17 protein-coding genes and 1 pseudogene are annotated in these 22,568 nt (G+C 73.1%); 7 read left to right on the forward strand and 11 right to left on the reverse strand.

All coding sequences use genetic code 11. The features are described 5' to 3' along the window. Positions 1-53 precede the first annotated feature (53 nt). From fxsT to ACZ4XX_RS12005, 7 genes are all read right to left on the reverse strand, one after another. Positions 54-3,074: an FxSxx-COOH system tetratricopeptide repeat protein gene (fxsT, locus tag ACZ4XX_RS11975; protein WP_468507791.1), complete on the reverse strand. Its 3,021-nt coding sequence runs from the start codon at positions 3,072-3,074 to the stop codon at positions 54-56. Between the two features lie 59 nt (positions 3,075-3,133). Continuing rightward, a complete protein-coding gene (locus ACZ4XX_RS11980; RefSeq protein ID WP_468507792.1) occupies positions 3,134-4,426 on the reverse strand; it encodes an aKG-HExxH-type peptide beta-hydroxylase in 1,293 nt (430 codons plus the stop codon). A gap of 75 nt (positions 4,427-4,501) precedes the next feature. Continuing rightward, positions 4,502-4,711, reverse strand: a complete 210-nt coding sequence (locus ACZ4XX_RS11985) for a hypothetical protein (protein ID WP_468507793.1) — start codon at positions 4,709-4,711, stop codon at positions 4,502-4,504. 90 nt (positions 4,712-4,801) lie between these two features. Beyond that, positions 4,802-8,083: an SAV_2336 N-terminal domain-related protein gene (locus ACZ4XX_RS11990; RefSeq protein WP_468507794.1), complete on the reverse strand. Its 3,282-nt coding sequence runs from the start codon at positions 8,081-8,083 to the stop codon at positions 4,802-4,804. 7 nt (positions 8,084-8,090) lie between these two features. Then, positions 8,091-9,107 carry an AAA family ATPase gene (locus ACZ4XX_RS11995; protein ID WP_468507795.1) on the reverse strand — a complete coding sequence of 339 codons (1,017 nt, stop codon included), beginning with the start codon at positions 9,105-9,107 and terminating at the stop codon, positions 8,091-8,093. 121 nt (positions 9,108-9,228) lie between these two features. Next, positions 9,229-11,268, reverse strand: a complete 2,040-nt coding sequence (locus ACZ4XX_RS12000; RefSeq protein ID WP_468507796.1) for a VMAP-C domain-containing protein — start codon at positions 11,266-11,268, stop codon at positions 9,229-9,231. Then, positions 11,265-11,717 carry a CU044_2847 family protein gene (locus ACZ4XX_RS12005; RefSeq protein WP_468507797.1) on the reverse strand — a complete coding sequence of 151 codons (453 nt, stop codon included), beginning with the start codon at positions 11,715-11,717 and terminating at the stop codon, positions 11,265-11,267. Before ACZ4XX_RS12005 ends, ACZ4XX_RS12000 begins: the two co-directional genes overlap by 4 nt. 94 nt (positions 11,718-11,811) lie before the next feature. Between ACZ4XX_RS12005 and ACZ4XX_RS12010 the strand changes: the two genes are divergently transcribed. Then, positions 11,812-11,997, forward strand: coding sequence for a DUF6104 family protein (locus ACZ4XX_RS12010; RefSeq protein WP_010061466.1), 186 nt, complete (start codon positions 11,812-11,814; stop codon positions 11,995-11,997). A gap of 49 nt (positions 11,998-12,046) precedes the next feature. On the opposite strand, the pseudogene ACZ4XX_RS12015 reads toward ACZ4XX_RS12010, so the two are convergent. Further along, positions 12,047-12,864 (reverse strand): annotated as a pseudogene (locus tag ACZ4XX_RS12015) (hypothetical protein). A gap of 150 nt (positions 12,865-13,014) precedes the next feature. On the opposite strand from ACZ4XX_RS12015, the gene ACZ4XX_RS12020 reads away from it, so the two are divergent. Both ACZ4XX_RS12020 and ACZ4XX_RS12025 read left to right on the forward strand, forming a co-directional pair. After that, entirely contained in the window at positions 13,015-13,890 is an 876-nt protein-coding gene (locus ACZ4XX_RS12020; protein ID WP_468507798.1) for a DUF4097 family beta strand repeat-containing protein, read from the forward strand. A 1-nt stretch (position 13,891) separates the two neighbouring features. Further along, positions 13,892-14,806: a PadR family transcriptional regulator gene (locus ACZ4XX_RS12025; RefSeq protein ID WP_468507799.1), complete on the forward strand. Its 915-nt coding sequence runs from the start codon at positions 13,892-13,894 to the stop codon at positions 14,804-14,806. A 61-nt stretch (positions 14,807-14,867) separates the two neighbouring features. Here ACZ4XX_RS12025 and ACZ4XX_RS12030 read toward each other — a convergent pair whose 3' ends face one another. Together ACZ4XX_RS12030 and ACZ4XX_RS12035 are read right to left on the reverse strand one after the other, a co-directional pair. Beyond that, on the reverse strand, positions 14,868-16,274 hold the full coding sequence (locus ACZ4XX_RS12030) for a cellulase family glycosylhydrolase (protein WP_468507800.1): 1,407 nt from the start codon (positions 16,272-16,274) through the stop codon (positions 14,868-14,870). 90 nt (positions 16,275-16,364) lie between these two features. Beyond that, on the reverse strand, positions 16,365-17,330 hold the full coding sequence (locus tag ACZ4XX_RS12035) for a zinc-binding dehydrogenase (protein ID WP_468507801.1): 966 nt from the start codon (positions 17,328-17,330) through the stop codon (positions 16,365-16,367). Positions 17,331-17,418: 88 nt separating this feature from the next. On the opposite strand from ACZ4XX_RS12035, the gene ACZ4XX_RS12040 reads away from it, so the two are divergent. Next, on the forward strand, positions 17,419-17,841 hold the full coding sequence (locus ACZ4XX_RS12040) for a DUF6416 domain-containing protein (RefSeq protein WP_468507802.1): 423 nt from the start codon (positions 17,419-17,421) through the stop codon (positions 17,839-17,841). 78 nt (positions 17,842-17,919) lie between these two features. On the opposite strand, the gene ACZ4XX_RS12045 is transcribed toward ACZ4XX_RS12040, so the two are convergent. Beyond that, entirely contained in the window at positions 17,920-19,131 is a 1,212-nt protein-coding gene (locus tag ACZ4XX_RS12045; protein WP_468507803.1) for an NAD(P)-dependent malic enzyme, read from the reverse strand. Between the two features lie 536 nt (positions 19,132-19,667). On the opposite strand from ACZ4XX_RS12045, the gene ACZ4XX_RS12050 reads away from it, so the two are divergent. The 3 genes from ACZ4XX_RS12050 to ACZ4XX_RS12060 are packed head-to-tail and all read left to right on the forward strand — an operon-like array spanning position 19,668 to position 22,400. Next, complete coding sequence (locus ACZ4XX_RS12050) at positions 19,668-20,633, forward strand: ABC transporter substrate-binding protein (protein WP_468507804.1); 966 nt, start codon at positions 19,668-19,670, stop codon at positions 20,631-20,633. A gap of 55 nt (positions 20,634-20,688) precedes the next feature. After that, complete coding sequence (locus ACZ4XX_RS12055; protein WP_468507805.1) at positions 20,689-21,636, forward strand: amino acid ABC transporter permease; 948 nt, start codon at positions 20,689-20,691, stop codon at positions 21,634-21,636. Continuing rightward, on the forward strand, positions 21,633-22,400 hold the full coding sequence (locus ACZ4XX_RS12060; protein ID WP_030320915.1) for an amino acid ABC transporter ATP-binding protein: 768 nt from the start codon (positions 21,633-21,635) through the stop codon (positions 22,398-22,400). Before ACZ4XX_RS12055 ends, ACZ4XX_RS12060 begins: the two co-directional genes overlap by 4 nt. The last annotated feature ends 168 nt before the right edge of the window (positions 22,401-22,568 follow it).

Raw genomic sequence — 22,568 nt, forward strand, 5'->3', positions numbered from 1 at the left:
GCACCCCGGAGGGGGTGCCGGGCCTCCGGCGTTTCCGGCGCCCTTACGGGCTGTCAGCCCAGGTTCGCCTCGAAGTCCCAGTAGGGCCGGTTGCGCTGGCGTGCCGACAGGGTGTGCGGGTGCTGGGCGCCGAGCGTGCGGGTGAGGGTGAGCAGGGCGTCCTCCTCCAGCTTGGTCGCCTCCTCGTTCTCCCTGAGGCCGCGCAGGTCCGTGGCGAGCGCCACCTGGCTGGACAGGGTGAGGGGATGCTCGTTGCCCAGGGTGTGCCGGGCGCGGCGCAGGGTGTCCCTGCTGAGCTCGGCGGCGTCGTGCACCCGGCCGTTGAAGTTGCGCGCGGCGCCGGTGTTGAGCGCGCAGCCGAGGACCCAGGGATGGTCGGGGCCGAGCGAGGAGGTGAGTCCGGCGAGCGCGGCCTCCAGGATGGCCAGGGCGTCCGCGCGTTCGCCGGACGCCTGGAGGACGAGGGCGGTGTTGGCGAGGACGCCGGTGGCGACCGGGTGCGCGGGGCCGAGGAGGGTGCGGTAGCCGGCCTCGGCCTCACGGCTGAGCTCGCGGGCCTGGCCGAGGTCGCCGTGCTCCCGGAGGTAGTTGGCGTAGTTGTTGAGCGAGGAGAGGGTGAGGTAGTGCCCCCGTCCGTGCACCTGCTCCATCTGGTCGAGCACGCTCGCCATGGTGGCGCCGATGTCCTGCGGGAAGCTGCCCTCCCGGCGCCGGCACAGGGCAAGCTGCGCCCTGGCGTACAGGGTCTGCAGGTGCTGTGCCCCCAGGATCCGCACCTGCACGCGGACGTTGGCCTCCTGGCGGGCCAGGGCCTCGCGGTAGTGGCCGAGCAGGCGCAGGTCCTGGGCGAGGTTGTTGCTGGTGATGAGGGTCTGCGAGTGCAGGGCGCCGAGGGCGCTCTCCGCGCGGGCGAGGGAGTCGACGTCCTGGTCGTACGCCTCCTGGTAGCGACCGAGGTTGCGCAGCACGATACCGAGGTTGCTCCCGGCGACGAGGGTGAGGTGCTCGTTCTCCCCGAGCAGGCGCCGGGCCTCGGCGAGGGCGTCCCGCTGCAACCGCTCCGACTCCTGGTACTGGCCGAGGTAGCGGAGGTCGCTGGCGATGGACACGGCCGAACGCAGGGCGTCGAGCGGGTCGGGAGCCGCCGCCTCGTCGAGGCGCCCCCGCACGAGGAGATCCAGCTGGTACGCGTCGCGGAAGCGTCCGAACTTGCGCAGGATGTCGCATTCCAGGGAGGTGAGCTCCAGCATCTCGGCGCTCACCGGGTCCAGGAAGGCGGACCACTGCTCGCGGATCTTCTCCGCGAGCCGGATGCCGGACCGGAACTCGGCGCTGCGGAGGCAGTAGCGCAGGCAGTTGAGCACGGCGGTCTGTACGCGCGGGTTCCGGCTGGCCAGGGCCCCGGAGGGCTCCAGGTGCGGCAGCAGTTCGGCATAGCGGGGCCAGTTACGGCTGTCCATGGGGTTGCCGGGATCGGCCTCGGCGAGGAGGGTGCGGACGGCCTTGCGGTGGTCCGCGCGGTGTTCGCCGTCGGTGAGTCGCGCGACGATGTTGTGGACGAGCCGGTGCATGTGCACGGACTCCTGGTGCGGTCCCATCTCGCCGCCACCCGCGCTGCGTGACTCGCGGCTCAGGACGGAGTAGTTGACCAGTGTGTCGAGGGCTCGGGACCAGGCGGCGAGGTCGGTGACCATCCAGCGCAGGTCCTCGGGGAGGTCGGCCTGCGGATAGGCCCGGACGAGGCCGAGCGGGATGCGGCCGGGGGCGAAGGAGGCGCACAGACTGAGCACGTCGATGGCCTGCGGCTGGGAGAGACGGAGCCGGTTGATCAGTATCGACCAGGAGGTCAGGGAGGCGATGGGCATGCCGTACGGGCCGGACGGCTCGTCCGTGTCGGAGATGCTGCCGTCCCGGACCATCCGCAGGTACTCGGTGACCTCCATGCGGGATTCGCCGAGCCAGGCGGCCGCCTGGGCCAGCGGCAGGGGCACGTCGCCGAACTCGGCGGCGACCTCTTCCGCCTCGGGTGCGGTGATGTGGGGCGCGCGGCGCATCAGATAGGCGGTGGACTCGGCGCGGTCGAAGCCGGGGATCTCGACGATCTCGGTGTGGTCGCCCCAGCCGCGGTTGCGGGAGGTCACGAGGACGTGCCCGGGGCCCTGGGGCAGGATCACGTCGGCACCGTCGGTGTCGTCCCAGCCGTCGAAGACGACGAGCCAGCGGCTGTGCGGGTCGCCGCGGCGCAAGGCCTCGCGGACGGCGCGGATGCGCTCGCCGGGCTCGTTGCCGGTGGCGAGGCCGAGTTGGACGGCGAGTTCGCCGAAGCGGTCGCGCTGGACGTTGCGGTCGTCCGAACTGACCCACCAGACGATGTCGTAGTCGGAGCTGAAGCGGTGGGCGTACTCGGCGGCGAGCTGGGTCTTGCCGATGCCGGACATGCCGAGCAGGGTGCACGCGGCGTTTCCGCGCTCGGCGTCCATGAGCCGCTCCTGCAGCTCGGTGAGCAGGTCGTCGCGGCCGGTGAAGCGCGGGTTGCGGCGCGGGATCTCGCCCCAGATCTCGGGAGGGGTGTCCGGGAATCGGACGAGCGCCCCGGCGGACAGCCGTCGGCCGGCCGAGCGGCGGGGTTCGATGCCGAGCCGACTGAGCAGCCGGGCCTCGGCCTCGTCCTCGCCGACGCCCCACAGACTGACGGGTTCGAGGACGGCGGTGGCCGGGAGCAGGGCCCGGTTGGTGAGGTTGACCGAGGCGAACCGCTCGGCCTTGGCGGCGACGAAGCCCCGCAGGACGTCGTTCCACTCACCGGCCGCGCGGGGGCCGAGCTGGAAGAACCAGTCGTCCAGGACGAGCAGCACCTGGCCGCGGGCGAGCAGGAGGTCGCCGAGCGAGTCCTCCAGCGGCACCTCGCGCGGCGGGTCCCAGCGCTGCAGGCTCGCACGCACCCCATGGGCGTCGAGCCGTTGGTTGATCCAGTTCGCCCAGGGCCGGTTGTAACCGGGGAAGACCACGAGGACGTGCTCCGGCGCGTTCCTGGCTCCGTGGTCCGCCGCAGCGCCCGACCGCTGTTCCGCCATGTGTCGTGTCTCCCGTCCCGCTCCCGCACAACGCAGTGTGATGTGCCGTGGGCACAGTGTTACCCAGCGGCGAGGGGAGCCGCGCCGAGGCTCGCGTGGTGAAGCCACATCTGGCGCGTGAACTCCCTTCCCTCAGAAGTAAGTTCATCGGATTCAAGCAGGATTCGGAGCGCCTCACCCACCTGATCGTGGATGTCACCGAACTGTTGACCTACATCGGACCGCCAGGCCCTCGGCACCCCGTCGGCGAGGGCCGCGCGCCGCCACAGGTCGGCCAGGGCCAGATGCGCGTAGGCACCGTGCAGCACGCCGGCGACGGGCCGCGGGTCGCGGCGCCAGCCGACCCGGTGCACGGCGTCGCGCCCGGGACCGTACAGCGGCACGAGTTCGTGGAGCGTGGCCAGCTTGCTGTGGTGCAGTTCGTGCACGAGCGTCACGGCCATGCCCTCTCCCCCGTCGGGCAGCGAGGTCAGCACGGCTCCGGGAGCGGCGCTCAGCGTGGCGCCGAGGTGCCGGGGCCCGCGCGGGACGACCGGGACGACCGCGCGGACACCCTGGGCGACCTCGGCCGCCCGGCCGGGGTCCGTACGGGCGAGGAGGCCCTGGGCTGCGCGCCAGCGGGCGGACCAGGCGCCGTGGTCGGTGTCCGCGCGATCGGCCGCGATCACCACCCCGGCGCCTTCCGGTACGCGGTACGGGTCGAGGTCGTCCAGGCGCGCGGCGCCACCCGGCAGCGGGCGGACCGCGCTCCAGCCGGGCCCGTGGCCCGCGAGGACTCCGTCACGCCGGCCGACGAGCGCCAGGACGACCGGCAGGGCACGGCGGCCGCCGTCCGGGTGGAACCGGATCGTCCGGCCGTCCGCACCGATCCGCACCCGCTCGGCGGCCACCCGCAGCCGGCCCACTCCGGGCAGCGGGAGCATGCCGTCCGGGGTCCCGACGGTCAGGTCGAGCGGGCCACCGGAGCGCAGGGCGGCGGTGGCCGCGAGGCTGTCCAGGTGGCCCAGCAGCCGGTCGAGGTCCGGGCCCACGGGCGCGGCGAGCGCGCCGGCCAGCCAGGTGCCGGTCGTCGGGTAGTCGAGGACGTCGCGGACCACGGCCGGGTGGCGACGCTCGACCTGTTCGAGCAGTTCCCAGGAGCGCTCGAACCTGGCGAGCGCACCCGGTTCGACGGCGGCACGATGCCGGTGGACGCGGACCAGCAGCGCTTTCAGGAGAAGCAGCCGCCGGACGTGCAGGGCCGACCACAGCGCGGTGAGTCCGGCCGGGGCCGGGCTGACCCGGGCCAGTTGGGCGAAGACGGTCGCGGACAGGGGCGCGGTGCTCACCCCCGCCCGGGGCGCGGTGTTCACCCCCGTCCCCGGGGGCCGCCGGAGGGCGTGCATCTGGCCGAAACCCGACGGCCCGCGCGACCGCTCCTCCTGAGGTCAGAGGTAGCCCGGACCGTCTTCGCTCCCCTCGTACCAGGACTCCCCCAGCTCCTGCGGATGCCAGAGCACCCGTTCGACGGCTGCCGCCAGGTCGGGATCGTCCATGAAGCGCAGGGTCCGCAGGTCCACGCCGGTGAGATCGGGCAGGCGCCGGGGTCGTCCCCCGGCCCGGTCGACGCCTGCGACCCGCTTCGTGTGCTCCAACACCCTCGGCTCCTCCTCACCGGCCCTTGCCCCCCACGGTCGTAGCGGCGGAGCGGTTCTTCCCGACGCCCCGGAGACGGAAACCCGTTCGACTCAACTGCGCCCATGCGCGCCCCCGTTATCCAGCCGTTCCGCCTCCCCTTCGCGCCATGCCCACCAGGGCGGCGCGATCCGGCGCCGCTCCTCGCGGGAGAGGCCGTCGGGTCGCGGGCGGGGGTCGGCACCGACCTCGGCGAGCAGGGTCCGGGTCCGCTCCACGTCCGCCCAGTCCAGCGGCACCAGCATGCCGTCCAGGCGCCGCCACTGCTCGGCGGCCTCCCGCAGGACGGTCGCGGCATGGCCGAGCCGGTCCATCAGGTAGAGCACCGCCCCCTGGGCGTGGAGCGCCCTCGCCAGGGTGACCGTGCCGGGGGTGTCGCCGCGGGCGGAGCGACTGTCGTCCGCGGCGCGCCGGAAGGCGGTGAGGGCGTCGACGAGCTGCCCGTCCCTGGCCGCCTCGCTCAGTTGCAGCTGCACCCAGCCCAGTTGGAGCCAGACCCCGGCCCGGGTGGCCGTGTCGCCGGTGGTGCGAACGGCCTCGTCGAGAAGGTGACGGCTCTCGTACAGGTCCGGCAGGAAGCCCGCGCGGTCGAAGCGCAGCGCAAGCACGCTGCCGATGAGGATCCGGGCCCGCTCGCGGGCGGCGGCTCCCGCGGGCAGCCGGGTGAGCGCCTCCCTCAGGACCCCCTCCGCGCGGTCGACCGGTGCCGTGCCCGTCCCCGCGGCGGCCCGCCGCAGCAGCGATCCGCCCCAGGTGAGCAGGAGCGGTCCGCGCTGCTCGCTGTCGGCGGGCGCGAGCAGCGTGGCTTCCTCGTACGCCGCGTCGGCGGCGGCGCCGTCGCCCTCCGTGTCGTACAGCCGGGCGCGTGCGGTGGTGAAGCGCAGCCGCAGGGCGCGCGCGTCGCCGAGGAAGGGCTCGGCGCGGTCGAGCACGGGGCCGATGCGGCCCGGGTCGGCCGCGGCGAGGTGGAGGGCGTCGGCGAGGTCGAGGAGGGCGGCGGCGCTCTCGTGCAGGGTGAGGGCGGCGGTGAGTTCGGTGGCCGCCTCCTCGCCGTCACCGCGCGCGAGGAGCAGCCGGCCGCGCCGCAGATGGAGCGTGTGGCGGGCGGTTTCCGGCCAGTGGTCGGCGTCCTCGGCGAGGGCGGTGAGGGCCGCGTCGAGATGGCCGGTCTCGTCGCTGTCCCGCCACAACGCGTGGTGGACGACGGCCAGTTCGAGCCGGGACTCGGCCCATGCCTCCCCGCCGGTGCCGGCGAGCTCCCCGGCCCGTACGAGCGTGTCGGCGGCCTTGCCGAGGAGTTCGGGGCGGCGGCCGGTGCGGCGGGCGGCGGCGGTGCCTGCCTCGGCGTACAGGGCACGGGCGAGGACGATCCGGGCCTCGACCGGTTCGGCCGGGAGCGCCGCCTCGGCGCGCTCGCGTGCCCCGGCGAGCAGGGCCGGGTCGGACTGGGCGCGGCCCTGCGCGAGGAGGCGGCGGGCCTCGGTGAGGGGGTCGGGGGTGATGAGGTCGGGGTGGTAGAAGCGGAGTACGCGCGCGGGGATGCGGGCGAAGAGCTCGGTCTCGGGGCCCTCGGGCCCCAGGGGCTCGTCGGTCGCCTCGGTCTCCTCGGTCTCCTCGGGGAGGTCGGTGACCCGGCCGCGGGTCCGGCGGGCCCCCGTGCCGTCCCCGGTCCCGGTGTCGTCCCCGGTGTCGGTGCCCGCGAGGCGCGCGGCGGCGAGCGCCGGGAAGTTGCGCATGCCCTGGCCGAAATTGCGCTCCACGTACGCGGAGCAGTGCTTGAGGACGAGGGCGGCGGCGCTCGGGTCGAGCGAGCCGAGGAAGTGCTGCTGGATGCCGGGCGGATAGCTGAAGCAGGGGTACGGGGTGGGTCCGGGCAGGCGTCGCAGAAGCCCGCTGAGGAGCACCTCGGCCAGCTCCATGGGGCCGGTGTCGGGGAGCATGGCGCGCTGCACGAGCTGCATCACGGGCAGGGCCAGCGGGGCCGCCGCGAGGTGGACGGCGAGCCGGAGCGCGCCGGGTGAGGCGGCTGCCCGGAAGGCGCGCAGGAGGTCGTCGTCGCTCCGTGCGGCGCGGGGAGTCCTGGGCGCGCGCGGCTCCACCCCTTCGGGGGCGAGCCAGGCGGCCCAGCCTCGTACGGAGTTGCCGCCGTGGCCGGTGTGGAGACGGGTCCAGGACGCGAAGGCCTCGGGGGTCGGGGTGAGCACGGGGACGGCCCTGCGGCCGGGGAGGAGGGGCCCCCAGGGCTCGTCGTCGGAGCGGAACGCGGTGTGGCCGCCGGGCGTGGCGGAGCGCTGGAAGGTGCCGGGCTCGGCGGGGAGCGCGGTGCGGTGCCAGAGGCGCGGCGGCAGCGGCTGGACGAGGGCGAGCGGGGAGTTGCGGGGCCACTGGCGGAGGAAGCGCTGGGCGGCGCCGCGCTGCCAGAGGGGTCCGACGCAGTCGCTGACGACCAGCGTGAACCGACGGCCGGTGGGGTCGTGGAGCTGGTCGACGGGGCGCAGCCGGGGGCGGCCGTCGGCGCCGGAGGTGGTGGTGACGAGCGGAGGGCCTTGGCCGGTGTCGTACAGGCGGTGCACCTGGACGTCCCGGAAGGCGCCGGACTGCTGGCAGGCCTGGCGGAGCTCCTCGACCATCCGGCTCCAGACGAGCATGGCGGGGCCGGTGTCCATGAGGAGCTGGATGTCGGGGCGCCGGCCCGCCGCCGGGCGCATCACGGGGCTGAGGATGCCGGCGGCGGCGCTGCGTTCGGCGGTGGCCTCCTCGTCGAGGACGCCCTCGCCGGGGCGGTGGCGTGCGAGGGCGTAGGCGCGCAGGGGGCGGAGGGCCTTCTGGAGTCCCAGGAGTCCGGGGAGGGCGTTGGCGCCGGGGGCGCGGACGGGCAGGGTCGCGCCCCGGTCCGTACGCCGGTCTCCGCCCGTGGCGCCCGTGGTTCCCGTGGCATGGGGGGTGTCGGCGGTTCCGGAGTCACGGGCGGGGCCGCCGTCCCCGGCCCCGTCGGTGGCTCCGGTGGTTCCTCCGCCTTCCCCGGCCGGTCCCGTGCCTCCCGTGGCCATGTGGAGGGAGACGGACTCGCGGGGGCCGCCGGGCCCGGCCGCTCCCCCGCCCTCGGCACCGACCGCGCGGCCGCCGGGGTCCCGGCCGTCGGCGGAACCGTCCCCGGCCGACTCCCGCCGGGGATCGCCCGGCGGTCCCTCCGACCCTTCCGGCCCCTCCTGGTCCCCGGGCGGGCCGGGGAGCCATTGGGACAGCCAGAGGGCGTCCGCGACGTCCTCGGCGGTGGGGTCCTGGCCACCGGCCCGCAGCCTGCGGGTGAGTTCCTCCAGATGCATCCGGTGCATCCGATCGTCACCTCGGCTGATCGAGCGGTTGCATGAGCATGTCGGCGATGCGTTCCCTGGTGACCCGTTCGGCGCGGGAGGCGTGCTGGGTCAGATAGAGGGCGTTGAGCAGCTGGTCGGTGGCGATGACCTCGCCGGGCTCGCGGTTGAGGAAGCGCTGGACGAGGCCCTGCTCACCGTCGCCCGCGGCGGCCTCGCCGCCGAGGTGCGCCTCGATCATGGCGCGGAGCTGGTCCTCGCCGGGCGCTTCGAGCTCCAGGCGGATGCAGCGGCGCAACAGGGCGGCGGGGAAGTCCCGTTCGCCGTTGGAGGTGAGCACGATGAACGGGAAGGTGGTGCAGCGGACCCGGCCGCCGAGCACCGCCACCTTGCGGCCGTCGTCGCTGAGCACCTCGACGACGGGTTCCCGGTCGGCGAGCCGCTCCAGCTCGGGAATGGCGAACTCGCCCTCCTCCAGGGCGTTCAGGAGGTCGTTCGGCAGGTCCAGGTCGCTCTTGTCGAGCTCGTCGATGAGCAGCACCCGGGGCTGCTCGGAGGGGAGCAGCGCGGTGCCGAGCGGGCCGAGCCGGATGTACGAGCCGATGCCGGCCGGCGCTGCGGCGGCGGAGCCGGGCGAGCCGGCCTGGGCGCGCTCCAGCTGGACGTCCTGGAGCCGGCCGATGGCGTCGTACCGGTAGAGCCCGTCCTGAAGGGTGGTCCGGCTGACGATCGGCCACCGGAGCACCCGGCCGAGGCGCAGTTCGTGGGCGACGGCGTGGGCGAGGGTGGACTTGCCGGTGCCGGGGTTGCCGGTGACGAGGAGCGGCCGCCGCAGGTACAGCGCGGCGTTGACGGCATCGGTCTCGGCGGGCCTGGGGTGGTGGTTCTGGACGAGTCTGCGCTTGACGCCGAGCCGCCGGTCGGAGCCCGCCAGGGTGTCGTCGGTGCTGCCCGTGGAGAAGTCGCGCCAGGGCGGCGGGGCGGGCAGCCGCTGTATCTCGTCGTGCGGAAGACCGGCACCACGGTAGATCCGCCAATCGTTCACGATGGACTCCTCCTGGCTGTGGTGTCGATGCCGGGTCCGTCGACCGTACCGCCCGGGAGCGGGGCCTGCCGATGGCTTAATCGGACGGATCGCGGGGCCTTCGTCCCGGTGGGCACTCGGGTCACTGCTCCCCCTCGCCGAGCAGCGGCGGGGGCTCCAGGCTGCCGCCGTACGGGGGCCGGTCGGGCGGGTCCAGGAGCAGGGCGATGCTCTCGGCCCACGCGTACGGCGCCTCGGGCCCGGCGGCCCGGTCCGCGCGCGTACGCAGCGACCGGACGGGCCCGCGCACGTCCCAGGCGTCGCGGACGGTGGAGAGCAGCCGGCCGGCCCGCTCGTGGAACTCCGCGCAGTCGGTGTGGTCGTGGGCGCCGGTCCGCCAGACGGCGAGCGGATGGCCGGCTTCGAGCGCCGCGTTCATCGCCATGAACCCGTCGCCGCCGCCGACGTGGCCGCAGTAGACCGGGACGGCGCCGCCCGCCGCCTCACGGAGCCGGTCGTACGCCTCCGGCCAGGTCTCCCGGCGCACGCGCGGGGTGTGGGCGTTCCGGCCCGCGCCGGGCACCTCCGCGCGCAGCGGGGTCGCGTCGAGCGGCCCGTGCTCCGCCGCCGCCCAGCGTTCGCGCCATTCGGGCGTCGGTTCCCGGTCGTTGCGGCGGGCGTCGCGGATGACGACGAACCTGCGCTGGCCGAGGGTGGGCAGCCAGGCGTCGTCGGGGCCCTGGGGCGGTTCGAGCCGCCAGGTGTCGAGGGGTTCGTCGAAGAGCTCGCGCGGGAGCACCGCCTCCACGGCGGCCAGGTGCCGTCCGCTGTCGCCGCGCCGCAGAGCGTCCGCGAGCGGTTCGCGCAGGGTCTCCCTGAGCTGGGCGCGTGTGGCGCCCCGCTCGTCGAAGTGGAGCGGGCTGACCGTGTGCCCGTCGAGGAGGAGCTTGACCCGCCACGGGTACCGGCCCGGGTCGTAGACCGGGGGGTCGATCTCCAGGAGGACGTCGGCACGCGCGCGGGGTTCGCGTACGGAGAGGGGCGCCGGCCGGCCGGGGCTGACGAGCCGGTCGATCTCGCGCCGGAGGTGCCGGTCCGCGTCGCCCGACTCGTCGACGATCCAGTGGGTCAGCTCGGCGGTGTCGACCCGGTCGCCGTACCGCCCGCGCACGTGCCGGGCGACATGGGCGGTGTACAGGAGCACCGCGTCCAGTTCGAGGTCGCGGACGCCGTCCCTGCGGGGCGCCCGCAGACCGCGCAGGAGTCCGGCGCCCTCGCTCCACGTGCGCGGGTCGTCCTCCAGGGCGTCCGGCAGTTCGTCGTCCCTGATCCAGGCCTTGACCTGGTCGACGAGGTCCATGATCTCGCCGGGCGCGGTGGGCGCGGGCAACTCGGCGAAGTGGCCGTACAGCTGGGTGCGCAGTCCCGGGCCGACGCCCGCGGGTCCGGCGAGGCGTCCCTGGGTGCGGGTCCAGTCGGGTCTGTCGTCCAGGGAGCGGTAGCGGGTGAGGTGGTACCGGTCGTGGGCGCGCAGCGCCTCGCCCATCGCCTCGCCGCCGGGCAGGTCGTGCAGCCGGCGCAGGGCGGTGACGGGGACGACGGCGCCGCCGTCGCGGCCGCGTCCCTTGTTGAGGCCGACGACGGCGCCCTGCTGGTGGTCGACGACGGGCCCGCCGGAGCAGCCTTCGACGGGCATGACCCAGTCGGTGATGAGCGCCTTGCCGTCCGTGCCGATCAGGGTGCCGTGGACGTGCCGGATGCCGAGTTCACCGGTCTCCCGGGACCAGCCGTGCAGTCCGACGGAGGCCGGCGGTACGGGCGGGCGCTCGCCGAGGCGCACGCAGGACGCCTTCTGCGCGCCGGGCACGCGGACGAGCGCGATGTCGGGGAAGGCCCACCGGTCCGGCGGGTCGTCGGGCCGGTCGGGGCGTGGCAGGGCGAGCACGACGGTGCCGGTGGTCTCCCGGGAGGTCTTTCCGTCCTCCCAGGTGATGCCGACGGCGGGCTCGCTCCTCCACACCGCGCTTCCCCCCTCGGCCACGACATGGGCGCAGGTCAGCACCCAGCCGGGGGCGATGAAGAAGCCGGTGCCCCAGTACCGGTCGCCGTGCGGGTCATACCCGCAGTCGGGAGCGGCGATGCGTACGAGTGCGGGGCGCACGAGAGCGTCGAAGGCGCTCATGCGGGCTCGGCGGCCGCCGGCTCCGGTGCGGAGGGGTCGGGCGCGGGCGGCCGGGGTGAGGGAACGGCCGCGGGGTCCGCGGCGGAGTCCGGCGCGGGACCGGCGGCGGGCTCGGCGGCCCGGCCCGGTTCGGTCCAGGTCAGGGAGACGTTCACGGAGGCCTTGCCCGAGCCGTCGGCGAGGACTCCGATCACCTTGCCGGACTGCGCGGACAGTTCGATGCCGAAGCTGACGGCGACCTCCACGGCCCCCTGCGGGTCGAGTCCGGCGCGCAGCGAGCCGACCACGCCGCGGACCACGTCCGTGAGTCCGCCGGCCATCGAGACCACCCGGTCCTTGACGCCGGTGTCCTGGAACCCACCGCCTCTGCCGAGTTCCTGCACGTCACTGACCCGGGCCCACACGGGCGTGCCGTCGTCCAGCCGAATACGCGCGATCCCGTGCGTCACAGCGCCCCCGCTCCCCGAAACGATGATGGGGAAGGCTAGTCGGTGGGGCTGACGGGCGACAGGGGACGTGAGGGCTTCGGCCTATCCTGAACGCATGTACTTCACCGACCGTGGCATCGAGGAACTGGAGAAGCGGCGCGGCGAGGAGGAGGTCACCTTCGAGTGGCTCGCCGAGCAGCTGCGGACGTTCGTCGATCTCAATCCCGACTTCGAGGTGCCGGTCGAGCGCCTCGCGACCTGGCTGGCCCGTCTCGACGACGAGGACGACGAGGACGAGTAGGGCCGCTCGTCCGGGACGGCCGTTTCGAGGGGTGACTCCGCGCGCGGGGTCACCCCTCCCGCAGTCGGTCGTAGGCGAGGCCGAACGCGCCGTGGGCGACGAGCAGCGCCCCGGCCGCCGCCCAGCCGCCACTGCGCCGGCCGAGGCCCCAGAGCAGCAGCGGCACTCCCGCGGCGAGCTGCGCCCCGCCCAGTACGCGCGCCTTGGGGCCGCGTAGGTACGGGCCGAGCGGGCCGCCCTCCACCACGTCGAGCTCGGCGCGCACGGCATCCCTCCAGCCCGCCCCTTCGAGCTGCTCGGCGCCCTGGGCCAGGGCCACGGAGCGGAGCCGGTCGGCGCTCTCGCCGGGGAGGAGCCCGGTCGGCAGGGCGAGGCCGACGCGGCCGAGGACGGCGACCACGCCGAGGAGCCGGGCGTGGGCGTCCGCGTCCGGATCGGGCTCGGTGAGGGGGTGCAGGGCCTGGATGTCCAGGACGGGGTCGAGCGCGAGCCGGGCGGCGAAGGTGCGCATGGCCTCGTCCTCGCCGACGGGGGTGCCGTCCGCGAGCCAGGTGTAGCCGACCGTGCGGCGGAAGCCGGCGGCGAGCGTGAGACCGGCCCGGTCGCGGTCCCACCAGAGCGCGACGACGGGCCAGCCGGCGGCCGAGACGGCGAGGGCGGTGGCCCAGCCGGTGACGACCTGTTCGACCGGCTCCCCGCCGTGGAGCCAGGGCTTCCCCTCCGGTACGAGCACGCTCCAGTCCTCGCCCGCGGGGGCGAGCAGCAGGTGTTCGCGGAGCAGCTGGGCGGGGGGGGCCGGACCGTCGGGGGGTCGGCACGGCAGAGGAGCAGCGCCCCGACGGGGTTCGGTCCGGATGTCGCGTTCATGTGCTCTACGCTAGGCCAATTTGTCCGTGTACGGCGGCAATTGCACCCACCCTGTCAGGGGAGAGTCAGGGTTGACTTCCCTTCACCGCGATATATCGTGTCTATCGAGAAACACGATATGTTGCGTTGCCGAAACGGGAGGTCAGCACCATGACAGAGTGGTCCGTCACCGAGCCGACGAAGCTGGCCCCTGCCGACCCCGTGACCCGGCTGCGGGTCCGCATCGTCAACGGCACGGTGAACGTGGTGGGGACGGACGAAAGTTCCGCCCGCGTGGAGGTCTCCGAGGTCGAGGGCCCGCCGCTGCACGTGTCCCAGGACGGCACCACCCTGACCGTGGGGTACGAGGACGTCCAGTGGAAGAACGCCCTCAAGTGGCTCGACCGCAAGGAGTTCCGGCGCCGGGCCGTCGTCTCCGTCGCCGTCCCCGCGGGCGCCGACGTCGAGGTGACCGTGGTCGGCGCCGAGGCCGTCGTCACCGGCATCACGGGGCGCACGGAGGTGCGGGGTGTCTCCGGCGACACCACTCTCCTCCGGCTCTCCGGCCCGGTCCGCGCCGAGAGCGTCTCGGGCAGCCTGGAGGCCCAGTCGGTCACGGGCGCGCTCCGGATCAACTCGGTGACGGGCGACGTGACGGTGATCGAGGGCGCGGGCGCCTCCGTGCGGGCCGAGACCGTCAGCGGCGACATGGTCATCGACCTCGACCCGGCCGAGCTCGACGGGCCGCCCGCCGACATCCGGCTCTCCAGCCTCTCCGGCGAGGTCTCCATCCGCCTCCCCCACCCTGCCGACGCGCGCGTCGAGGCCAACACGACGACGGGCTCCGTGTCGAACGCCTTCGAGGACCTGCGCGTGGCCGGACAGTGGGGCACCAAATCCGTCACCGGCACCCTCGGTTCGGGCCGGGGCACCCTCAAGGCGACCACCGTCTCCGGCTCCATCGCGCTGCTCCGCCGCCCCGAGCCCGAAGAGGACGGCGGCTCCACCCCCTCCCCCACCCCCTCCGCGACCGGAAAGGTGCTCTGACATGCCGCCCGTCTTCGCGCACGGCCGCCTGCGTCTCTATCTGCTCAAGCTGCTCGACGAGGCGCCACGCCACGGTTACGAGGTGATCCGCCTCCTGGAGGAGCGCTTCCAGGGCCTGTACGCGCCCTCGGCGGGCACGGTCTACCCGCGCCTGGCCAAGCTGGAGGCCGAGGGCCTCGTCACCCACGCCAGCGAGGGCGGCCGCAAGGTCTACTCGATCACCGACGCCGGACGTGCCGAGCTGGCCGGGCGCGGCGCCGAACTGGACGACCTGGAGCGGGAGATCCGCGAGTCGGTGTCGGAGCTCGCGGCGGAGATCCGGGACGACGTGCGCGGCGCGGCCGGCCGGGTGCGCAGCGAGATGCGCGCGGCGGCGGGCCGGACCCGTGCGGCGGAGTCCTCCTCGTTCACCGAGGCCAAGGAGGAGCTGCGCCGGGTCGGGCAGGAGTGGAAGGAGCAGGCCCGCCAGGCCCGCGCCGAGGCGAAGTCCGCCCGCCACCAGGCGAAGGAGTTCCAGCGGATCGCCCAGCAGGTGCAGGAGGAGGTCCAGGACCGCTTCTCGCGCGGCGACTGGCCCAAGGGGGTCTGGGAGGGCCTCTCGGACATCACGGCCCAGCTCGGCGGCCTCGTGGCGGGCACGACCCACCCCAGGGCCGCCGGCCAGGAGCCGCCGTCCGCGACGGCGCCGGCCGACGAGGTACAGGCCGACGAGGTGCCGGAGTGGGCGCGGGACACGGAGGGCTCGGGCGACCCGGCCCGCGACCTGGACCGGCTCCTCGACCGCTTCCGCGACGAGATCCGGGACGCGGCCCGCGACCACGGGGTGAGCCAGGAGCAGCTGGCCGAGACCCGCGACCGGCTGTCGACGGCGGCGATCAGGATCACGGGCCTGCTGCGGTCCCGGCCGAGAGCGTGACCTCCCGGGTCACGGGGTCCCCGTCCGGGGCCTGACCCCGGCCCTCCCTTCGGACAGGGCCTCAGCGCCGGGTGACGGTCACCGCCACCCGGGCGCCCGGGACCGCGAGGACCAGGGCCCGGCCAGGGGTCGGGCGGAGCACCAGCGCCCCGCCCCGGGCCGTCACCCGCCAGTCGCCGGGCGGCAGGGCGAGTTCGGTGACCCGGGAGCCCCGGCGCCCGGCGGAGTCGTACGAGAGGCGGTAGACCCCGGCCCCCGGTTCGTAGGCGGCGGAGCGCACCGTGCCCGCGACCGCCTCCGCGTAGGGCTCGGCGGTCAGTTCCTTGTTCGTACGGAACGCCCCCGTGCCGTCCACGGCGCAGTAGCCGCCGCCGTAGCACCACTCCCAGCCCGCCCAGCCCGAGCTGTAGCGGCCGAGCGACGCCATGGCCTCCCGGTAGAAGCGGTTCATGTTCGGCCCGGAGTTGTCGAGCGGTCCCCACTCGCCCACCACCACGGGGACCTTGTACTCCTTCGGGTACAGGGTGACGGCCTGCTCGTAGTTCTCGATCCAGCGGGCTGCCGGGTCGTAGTCCCCGCCGGCCTCCATCGCGCCGTTGTAGAAGTGCGGGGCGTAGACGATCTTCGGGTCGTCGATTCGGCCGAGTCCGGTGGGCACGCCCTCGCCCACGATGGGAGTCGGTTCGACGAAGATCCAGTTGTCCCGGTCGACCGACCGGATCGCGTCCGCGATGCGGTTGTACATCGGGGTGATCTGATCCCGCTCGATGCGCCGGGCGGCGGTCGCCAGGTCCTCGCCCTCGCGCAGCTCGCCCATCGGCTCGTTGATCGGGTCGTAGCCGAGCACGGCCGGGTGGTCATCGAAGCGGTCGGCGAGCACCCGCCACATCCGGGCCTGGGCGCGCCGCAGGTCCTCGTCCTCGTACAGGTGGGTGAAGGCGCGCTGCACGGCGGGCTCGAAGTACTCGGAGAACCAGTCGTCGGGGTGCGGTGTGAAGGGCAAGCCGTCGGTCCTGGTCGCCCAGGCGGGCACGCCCCGGTGGCCGAAGGCCGGCCCGAAGACGTCCTGGTGGGCGTCGACGAGGACCTTGACGTCGTGCTTCTCGGCCCAGTCCAGGATCCGTTCGATCTTCCGCAGATAGGACTGGCTGTACTGGCCGGGCCTGGGTTCCAGGTCGTCCCAGAAGACGAGGAGCCGGGCGAAGTTGAAGCCCTTGGCCCGCATGTCGCGGAAGTGCCTCTCGGTGACGCCGGAGAGTGCGGCGTCGCCGCTGTTCGCCTTGTCCCCGACGTTCCAGCCGCGCAGGGTGAGGGCACGGCCGCGCTCGTCGGTGAGGGCGGGTATCGCGTCACCGCCGGTCTCCGGGCGGTCGGCGGCAACGGCGGCGGGCACGGCGGGGGCGATCAGCGAGACGGCGAGGGCACCCGCGGCAAGGGCGGTTCGCCACGCGTGGATGGTTCGCGACAAGGTAGACCTCCGGCACGACGAAGTGAGCGTTGTTCACGTTTCACGTGCCGGAGATCCCATCAGTCCTACCGACGAGTCATCAAGAGGTCGTCACGAGGTCTTCAGGACGATCTTTCCGAAGAGTTCGCCGGAGGCCAGCCGCTCGAAGCCCTCCCGCGCCCGGTCCAGCGGCAGGACCTCGTCGACGACCGGCCGGACCCCCGTCGCCCCGCAGAAGGACAGCAGGTCCTCCAGCTCGTCCTTGGACCCCATGGTCGAGCCGACGACCTTCAGCTCCAGGAAGAAGATCCGGGTCAGCTCGGCGTGCGCGGGCCGGTCGCCGCTCGTGGCACCCGAGATGACCAGCGTGCCGCCGGGCCGCAGCGACTTGACCGAGTGGGACCAGGTGGCGGCGCCGACGGTCTCGATGACGGCGTCCACCCGCTGCGGGAGCCGCGCACCCGGCTCGAAGGCCTCGACGGCGCCGAGCTCGACGGCCCGCTTGCGCTTCTCCTCGTCGCGGCTGGTGGCGAAGACCCGCAGGCCGGCGGCCTTGCCGAGGGCGATCGCCGCGGTGGCGACACCGCCGCCCGCACCCTGTACGAGCACCGAGTCCCCGGGCCGTACACCGGCATTGGTGAAGAGCATGCGGTAGGCGGTCAGCCAGGCGGTGGGCAGACAGGCGGCCTCCTCGAAGGAGAGCTCCTTCGGCTTGGGCAGCACGTTCCAGCGGGGCACGGTCACCCGCTCGGCGAAGGTGCCCTGGTAACGCTCAGTGAGGATGGACCGGGGCTCGTCGGGCCCGACACCATGGCCCGTCTGGCCGATCACGGAGTGCAGGACGACCTCGTTGCCGTCCTCGTCGATCCCGGCGGCGTCGCAGCCGAGGATCATCGGCAGCCTCCCCTCGGGCAGCCCGACCCCGCGCAGCGACCACAGGTCGTGATGGTTGAGCGAGGCGGCCTTGACGGTGACGGTCGTCCACCCCGGCCGCACCTCGGGTTCGGGACGTTCACCCAATTCGAGGCCGTTCAGGGGCTGGTCGCGGTCGATTCGGGCAGCGTAGGCAGCGAACATGGCCCCGACCCTAGGCGGCCACGGGCCGGCCACGGAACCACGCACCCGTGTGACGCGCGTCCCTCCCCCGCCGGGTACGGTGCCGGCCATGGCAGACATACGCGGGTTCGCGGACGAGGGCGCCGCCATCTGGGAGAACCACAGCGGGGGGTCGGGCCACTCGGGGCAGGAATGGGGCGCGGCGGACGTCGGCCGGGCCGCCGGGTTCGCGGAGGCGCTGCCCGTGTCCGCCCGCCGGATCCTCGACTACCTCGTCGAGCGGCCGGGGCGGATCGTGCACTGCACGGAGCTGTTCGAGCGGGCGCTCGCCCGGACCGACGGGGCGAACCCGGCGAGCGCCGTGGCCGGCGTGATCGCCGGGATGCGGGAGGCGCACGACGCGAGCGGCCGCCGCTACCCCTTCTCCTGGTGGGCGGCACCGGAGTGCGGGACCGGGGCCGCCTACGCGGTGAAGCCCTCGGTCGCGGCCCTCTTCCTCGCGGCCCGGTACCCGTCCGCGCACGACTCCTGACCACCCCCGGGAACTCCCCGTACGCGAAAGGGCCCCGTCCTGGGAGCAGGACGGGGCCCTCACGGGGTGCACGGCGCGTCAGCGTCGCGCGACGCCCTCGGCGCGGGCGGCGGCGGCGACCGCGGCCGCGACGGCCGGGGCGACCCGCTCGTCGAACGGCGACGGGATCACGCAGTCGGCGGCGAGCTGGTCGCCGACGACGTCCGCGATCGCGTTGGCCGCGGCGATCTTCATGCCCTCGGTGATCCGGGAGGCCCGGACCTGGAGCGCTCCGGCGAAGATGCCGGGGAACGCGAGGACGTTGTTGATCTGGTTCGGGTAGTCCGAACGCCCGGTCGCCACGACGGCCGCGTACTTGTGCGCGACGTCGGGGTGCACCTCGGGGTTCGGGTTGGCCATGGCGAACACGAAGGCGTTCGGAGCCATGGAGGCGACGGCCGCCTCGGGGACCGTACCGCCGGAGACGCCGATGAAGACGTCGGCGCCGGCGAGGGCGGTCTCCAGGGAGCCGCTGAGGCCCGCCTTGTTCGTGAGGTCGGCGATCTCGCGCTTGACCGGGTTGAGGTCGTCCCGGTCGCGGCTGACGATGCCCTTGCGGTCGGCGACGGCGACGTCGCCGAGGCCGGCCTCCAGGAGGAACTTGGCGATGGCGACTCCGGCCGCGCCGGCGCCGGAGATGACCGCGCGCAGGTCGCCGAGGGTCCGGCCGGTCAGCTTCGCCGCGTTGCGGAGGGCGGCGAGGGTGACGATGGCGGTGCCGTGCTGGTCGTCGTGGAAGACGGGGATGTCGAGGCGCTCCTGGAGCTTGCGCTCGATCTCGAAGCACCGCGGCGCCGAGATGTCCTCCAGGTTGACGCCGCCGAAGGACGGGGCCAGCCGGACCACGGTCTCGACGATCTCGTCGGTGTCGGTGGTGGCGAGGGCGATCGGGACCGCGTCCACGCCGCCGAACTGCTTGAAGAGGATGGCCTTCCCCTCCATGACCGGGAGGGAGGCCTCCGGGCCGATGTCACCGAGGCCGAGCACCGCCGTACCGTCGGTCACGACCGCGACGACCTGGGACTTCCAGGTGTAGTCGTTGACCAGGTCGGGCTGCTCTGCGATCGCGGTGCACACCTTGGCGACGCCGGGCGTGTACGCGAGGGACAGGTCGTCCTTGTTCCGGACGGGAACGGTGGCCTGAATGGCCATCTTGCCGCCGCGGTGGAGGGCGAAGACAGCATCGAAGGGCTCCTCCGGAGCTCCTTCCGTACCGCTGTCATTGCGAGGATTGACGATCTCCGCTGCCATTGGGTTGACCCCTTAAGTCTGCTTCGTTTGAGGGTTGGCCGCTCCTGGTGTGGAGCGGTGGGCGGGTCCCGCGGCCGCCGTGTCTGGTAGCCGCGCGGGCGCGCCGCACAACGCGCCCTGAGCCCCGGATGAGGGGTGTAAGGATCCTTCTTACCGGACGGACGGCACCGCAGACGAGTCCATATCCGCTCGGTGACGCGACTCATACCGAGCGCATCCGGACACGGACGGAGGACGACACGTCACCCCATGTCCATATAGGTGCTTCAAGCACCCGATTGGTGGCCTTCGTGTCGTCCGAATGGCGAGATCAACAGGAAATTCTTCGGCGGCGTGGAAGGCATCCAGTAGAAGATCCGGCCCTGATGTACCGGCCTGTTGGCATTCGGGGGTCACCCGTTATCCGATTTTGACATCCGTGGCCGTCGGTTTGAGGCGGTCCGAATGGCAAGATGCCGTAATCACACGAGGTCACGACACTCGAAGAGACGTACGTGACCACTGGCAACTCCCTCACACGCCGGAGGAACCCGATCATGACCGCACGCTCCACGCGCTGTACGACCGCCAAGACCCGCACGTCCCGTCTTGCCGCGGTCGCCGCCATCGCGGTCGTCGGCTCCGTGCTGCTGACCGCCTGTGGCGACCAGACCGAGGGCGGCGGAGCCGCCACCCCGACGAAGGACGGCGGCTCCGCGAACGCCGCGCCGCTCTTCTCCAAGCTCCCCGCCGACATCCAGAAGGCCGGTGTCATCAAGGTCGGCACCGACGCCTCGTACGCTCCGATGGAGTTCACCGAGGGCGGCAAGATCGTCGGCGTCGACCCCGACATCGCCGCGGCCCTCGGCAAGCAGCTCGGCGTCGACTTCCAGTTCACCTCGGGCACCTTCGACGGTCTGATCACCTCGATCTACACCGGTCGCCAGGACGTGATCATGTCGTCGATGACGGACAACAAGAAGCGTCAGGAGGGCCTGGACGACAACGGGAAGAAGATCGGCAAGGGCATCGACTTCGTCGACTACTTCAGCTCCGGCGTCTCCCTCCTGGTCAAGAAGGGCAACCCGCAGGGCATCAACTCGCTCGACGACCTCTGCGGCAAGACCGTGGCCGTCCAGCGCGGCACGATCTACGAGGACACCTTCAAGGCCCAGGCCACGAAGTGCGGCGCCGACAAGCTGACGATCCAGGCCTTCGACACCGACGCCGAGGCGCAGACCCGCGTCAAGGCCGGCGGCGCCGTGGCCGACCTCAACGACTACCCGGTGGCCGCGTACATCGCGAAGACCTCGGGCGGCGGCAACGACTTCGAGGTCGTCGGCAACCAGAGCGACGTCGGCCTCTTCGGCATCGGCGTCTCGAAGGACAACACGCAGCTGCGCGACGCCATCAAGGAGGCGCTCGACGCCATCATCAAGGACGGCACCTATGCCGATGCCCTGAAGAAGTGGGACGTCTCGGACAGCGCCGTCAAGACGGCCACCGTCAACGCCGGCGAGTGACGTTCCCCGTCAACGCCTGCAAGTGACCTCCCCGCTCCACTGAAGGGCAGTCGTCATGACTGACAAGATCTCCAAGGACCCGGCCGCCGCTCCGGCCGGGCCCGGCGCCTCGGGTTCCCCGTACGAGGCGATCAAGGCCATCCCCGTACGGCACTACGGGCGCTGGGTCAGCGGCGTCGTGGTCGTCGTCCTGCTCGGATGGCTCGTCTACGCCTTCTCCCAGGGCAACATCATCTGGGACACGGTGTGGGACAAGGTGTTCGACCCGTCGATCCTCGACGGCCTGGCGAACACCGTGATCATCAGCGTCGCCTCGATGGCCCTGGGCCTCGTCCTCGGCGTCGTCTTCGCGGTGATGCGGCTGTCCAAGAACCCCGTGACCGGAGCCGTCGCCTGGCTCTACATCTGGTTCTTCCGCGGCACCCCGGTGTACGTGCAGCTGCTCGTCTGGTTCAACCTGTCGCTGATCTTCGAATACATCAACCTCGGGCCGATCTACAAGAACGAGACCGTCGACGTCATGACGCCGTTCATGGTCGCGCTGCTGGGTCTCGGCCTCAACGAGGGCGCCTACATGGCGGAGATCGTCCGGGCGGGCATCCAGTCCGTCGACGAGGGCCAGACGGAGGCCGCGCACGCGCTCGGCATGTCCCAGACCAAGACCATGGGCCGGGTCGTCCTTCCGCAGGCCATGCGGGTCATCGTGCCGCCGACGGGCAACGAGTTCATCAACATGCTGAAGACCTCGTCACTGGTCTCGGCCGTGCAGTACACAGAACTCCTGCGGGCCTCGTCGAACATCGGCAGCACGGCGGGCGCCGTGATGGAGATGCTCTTCGTCGCCTCCATCTGGTACCTCGCGCTGACCAGCGTGTTCAGCGTCGGCCAGTACTACCTGGAGCGCCGTTTCGCCCGCGGTTCGACGCGTAACCTGCCGCCCACCCCGTGGCAGCGGATCCGCACGAACCTGACCACCTTCAAGCGATCGGCGGTGTCCGGATGACCGGCGAGCCCATGGTCAAGGCCGAAGGCGTCCACAAGTCCTACGGCGCGGCCCACATCCTCCGGGGCATCGACCTGGAGGTCCAGAACGGAGAGGTCTTCTGCCTGGTCGGCCCCTCCGGCTCCGGCAAGTCGACCTTCCTCCGCTGCATCAACCACCTGGAGCGGGTCGACGGCGGCCGGCTCTCGGTCGACGGCCAGCTGGTCGGCTACCGGGAGAAGAACGGCAAGCTGTACGAGCTGAAGGACAGCGAGGTCGCGGTCCAGCGCCGTGACATCGGCATGGTCTTCCAGCGCTTCAACCTCTTCCCCCACATGACGGCCCTGGCCAATGTCATGGAGGCCCCGATCCAGGTGAAGGGCGAGTCGAAGGCGGTGGCGCGCGAGCGTGCCGAGCGTCTGCTCGACCGTGTGGGCCTGCGGGACAAGATGGGCAACTACCCGTCGCAGCTCTCCGGCGGCCAGCAGCAGCGTGTCGCCATCGCCCGCGCGCTGGCGATGGAGCCGAAGCTGATGCTCTTCGACGAGCCGACGTCGGCGCTCGACCCGGAGCTGGTCGGTGACGTCCTCGACGTCATGCGGGACCTCGCCGAGTCGGGCATGACGATGATCGTCGTCACGCACGAGATGGGCTTCGCCCGCGAGGTCGGCGACTCGCTGGTCTTCATGGACGGCGGTGTGGTCGTCGAGTCGGGCAACCCGCGCGACGTCCTGGGCAACCCGCAGCACGACCGGACGAAGGCGTTCCTGTCGAAGGTGCTGTAAGCCGAAGGCGCCGTGAGGCGCTTCCTGCGGGAAGGGGGGGGGGGGGGGGGACCAGCCCCCCCCCCCCCCCCCCTCCTCCCCCCCCCCCCCCCTCCCCAGGCGGGCCCACCACCCCCCCCCCCCCCCCCCCCCCGCCCCCCGCCTCCCACCCCCCCCCCTAAGCCCCCC

The sequence above is a fragment of the Streptomyces sp. NPDC029956 genome (assembly GCF_055574655.1).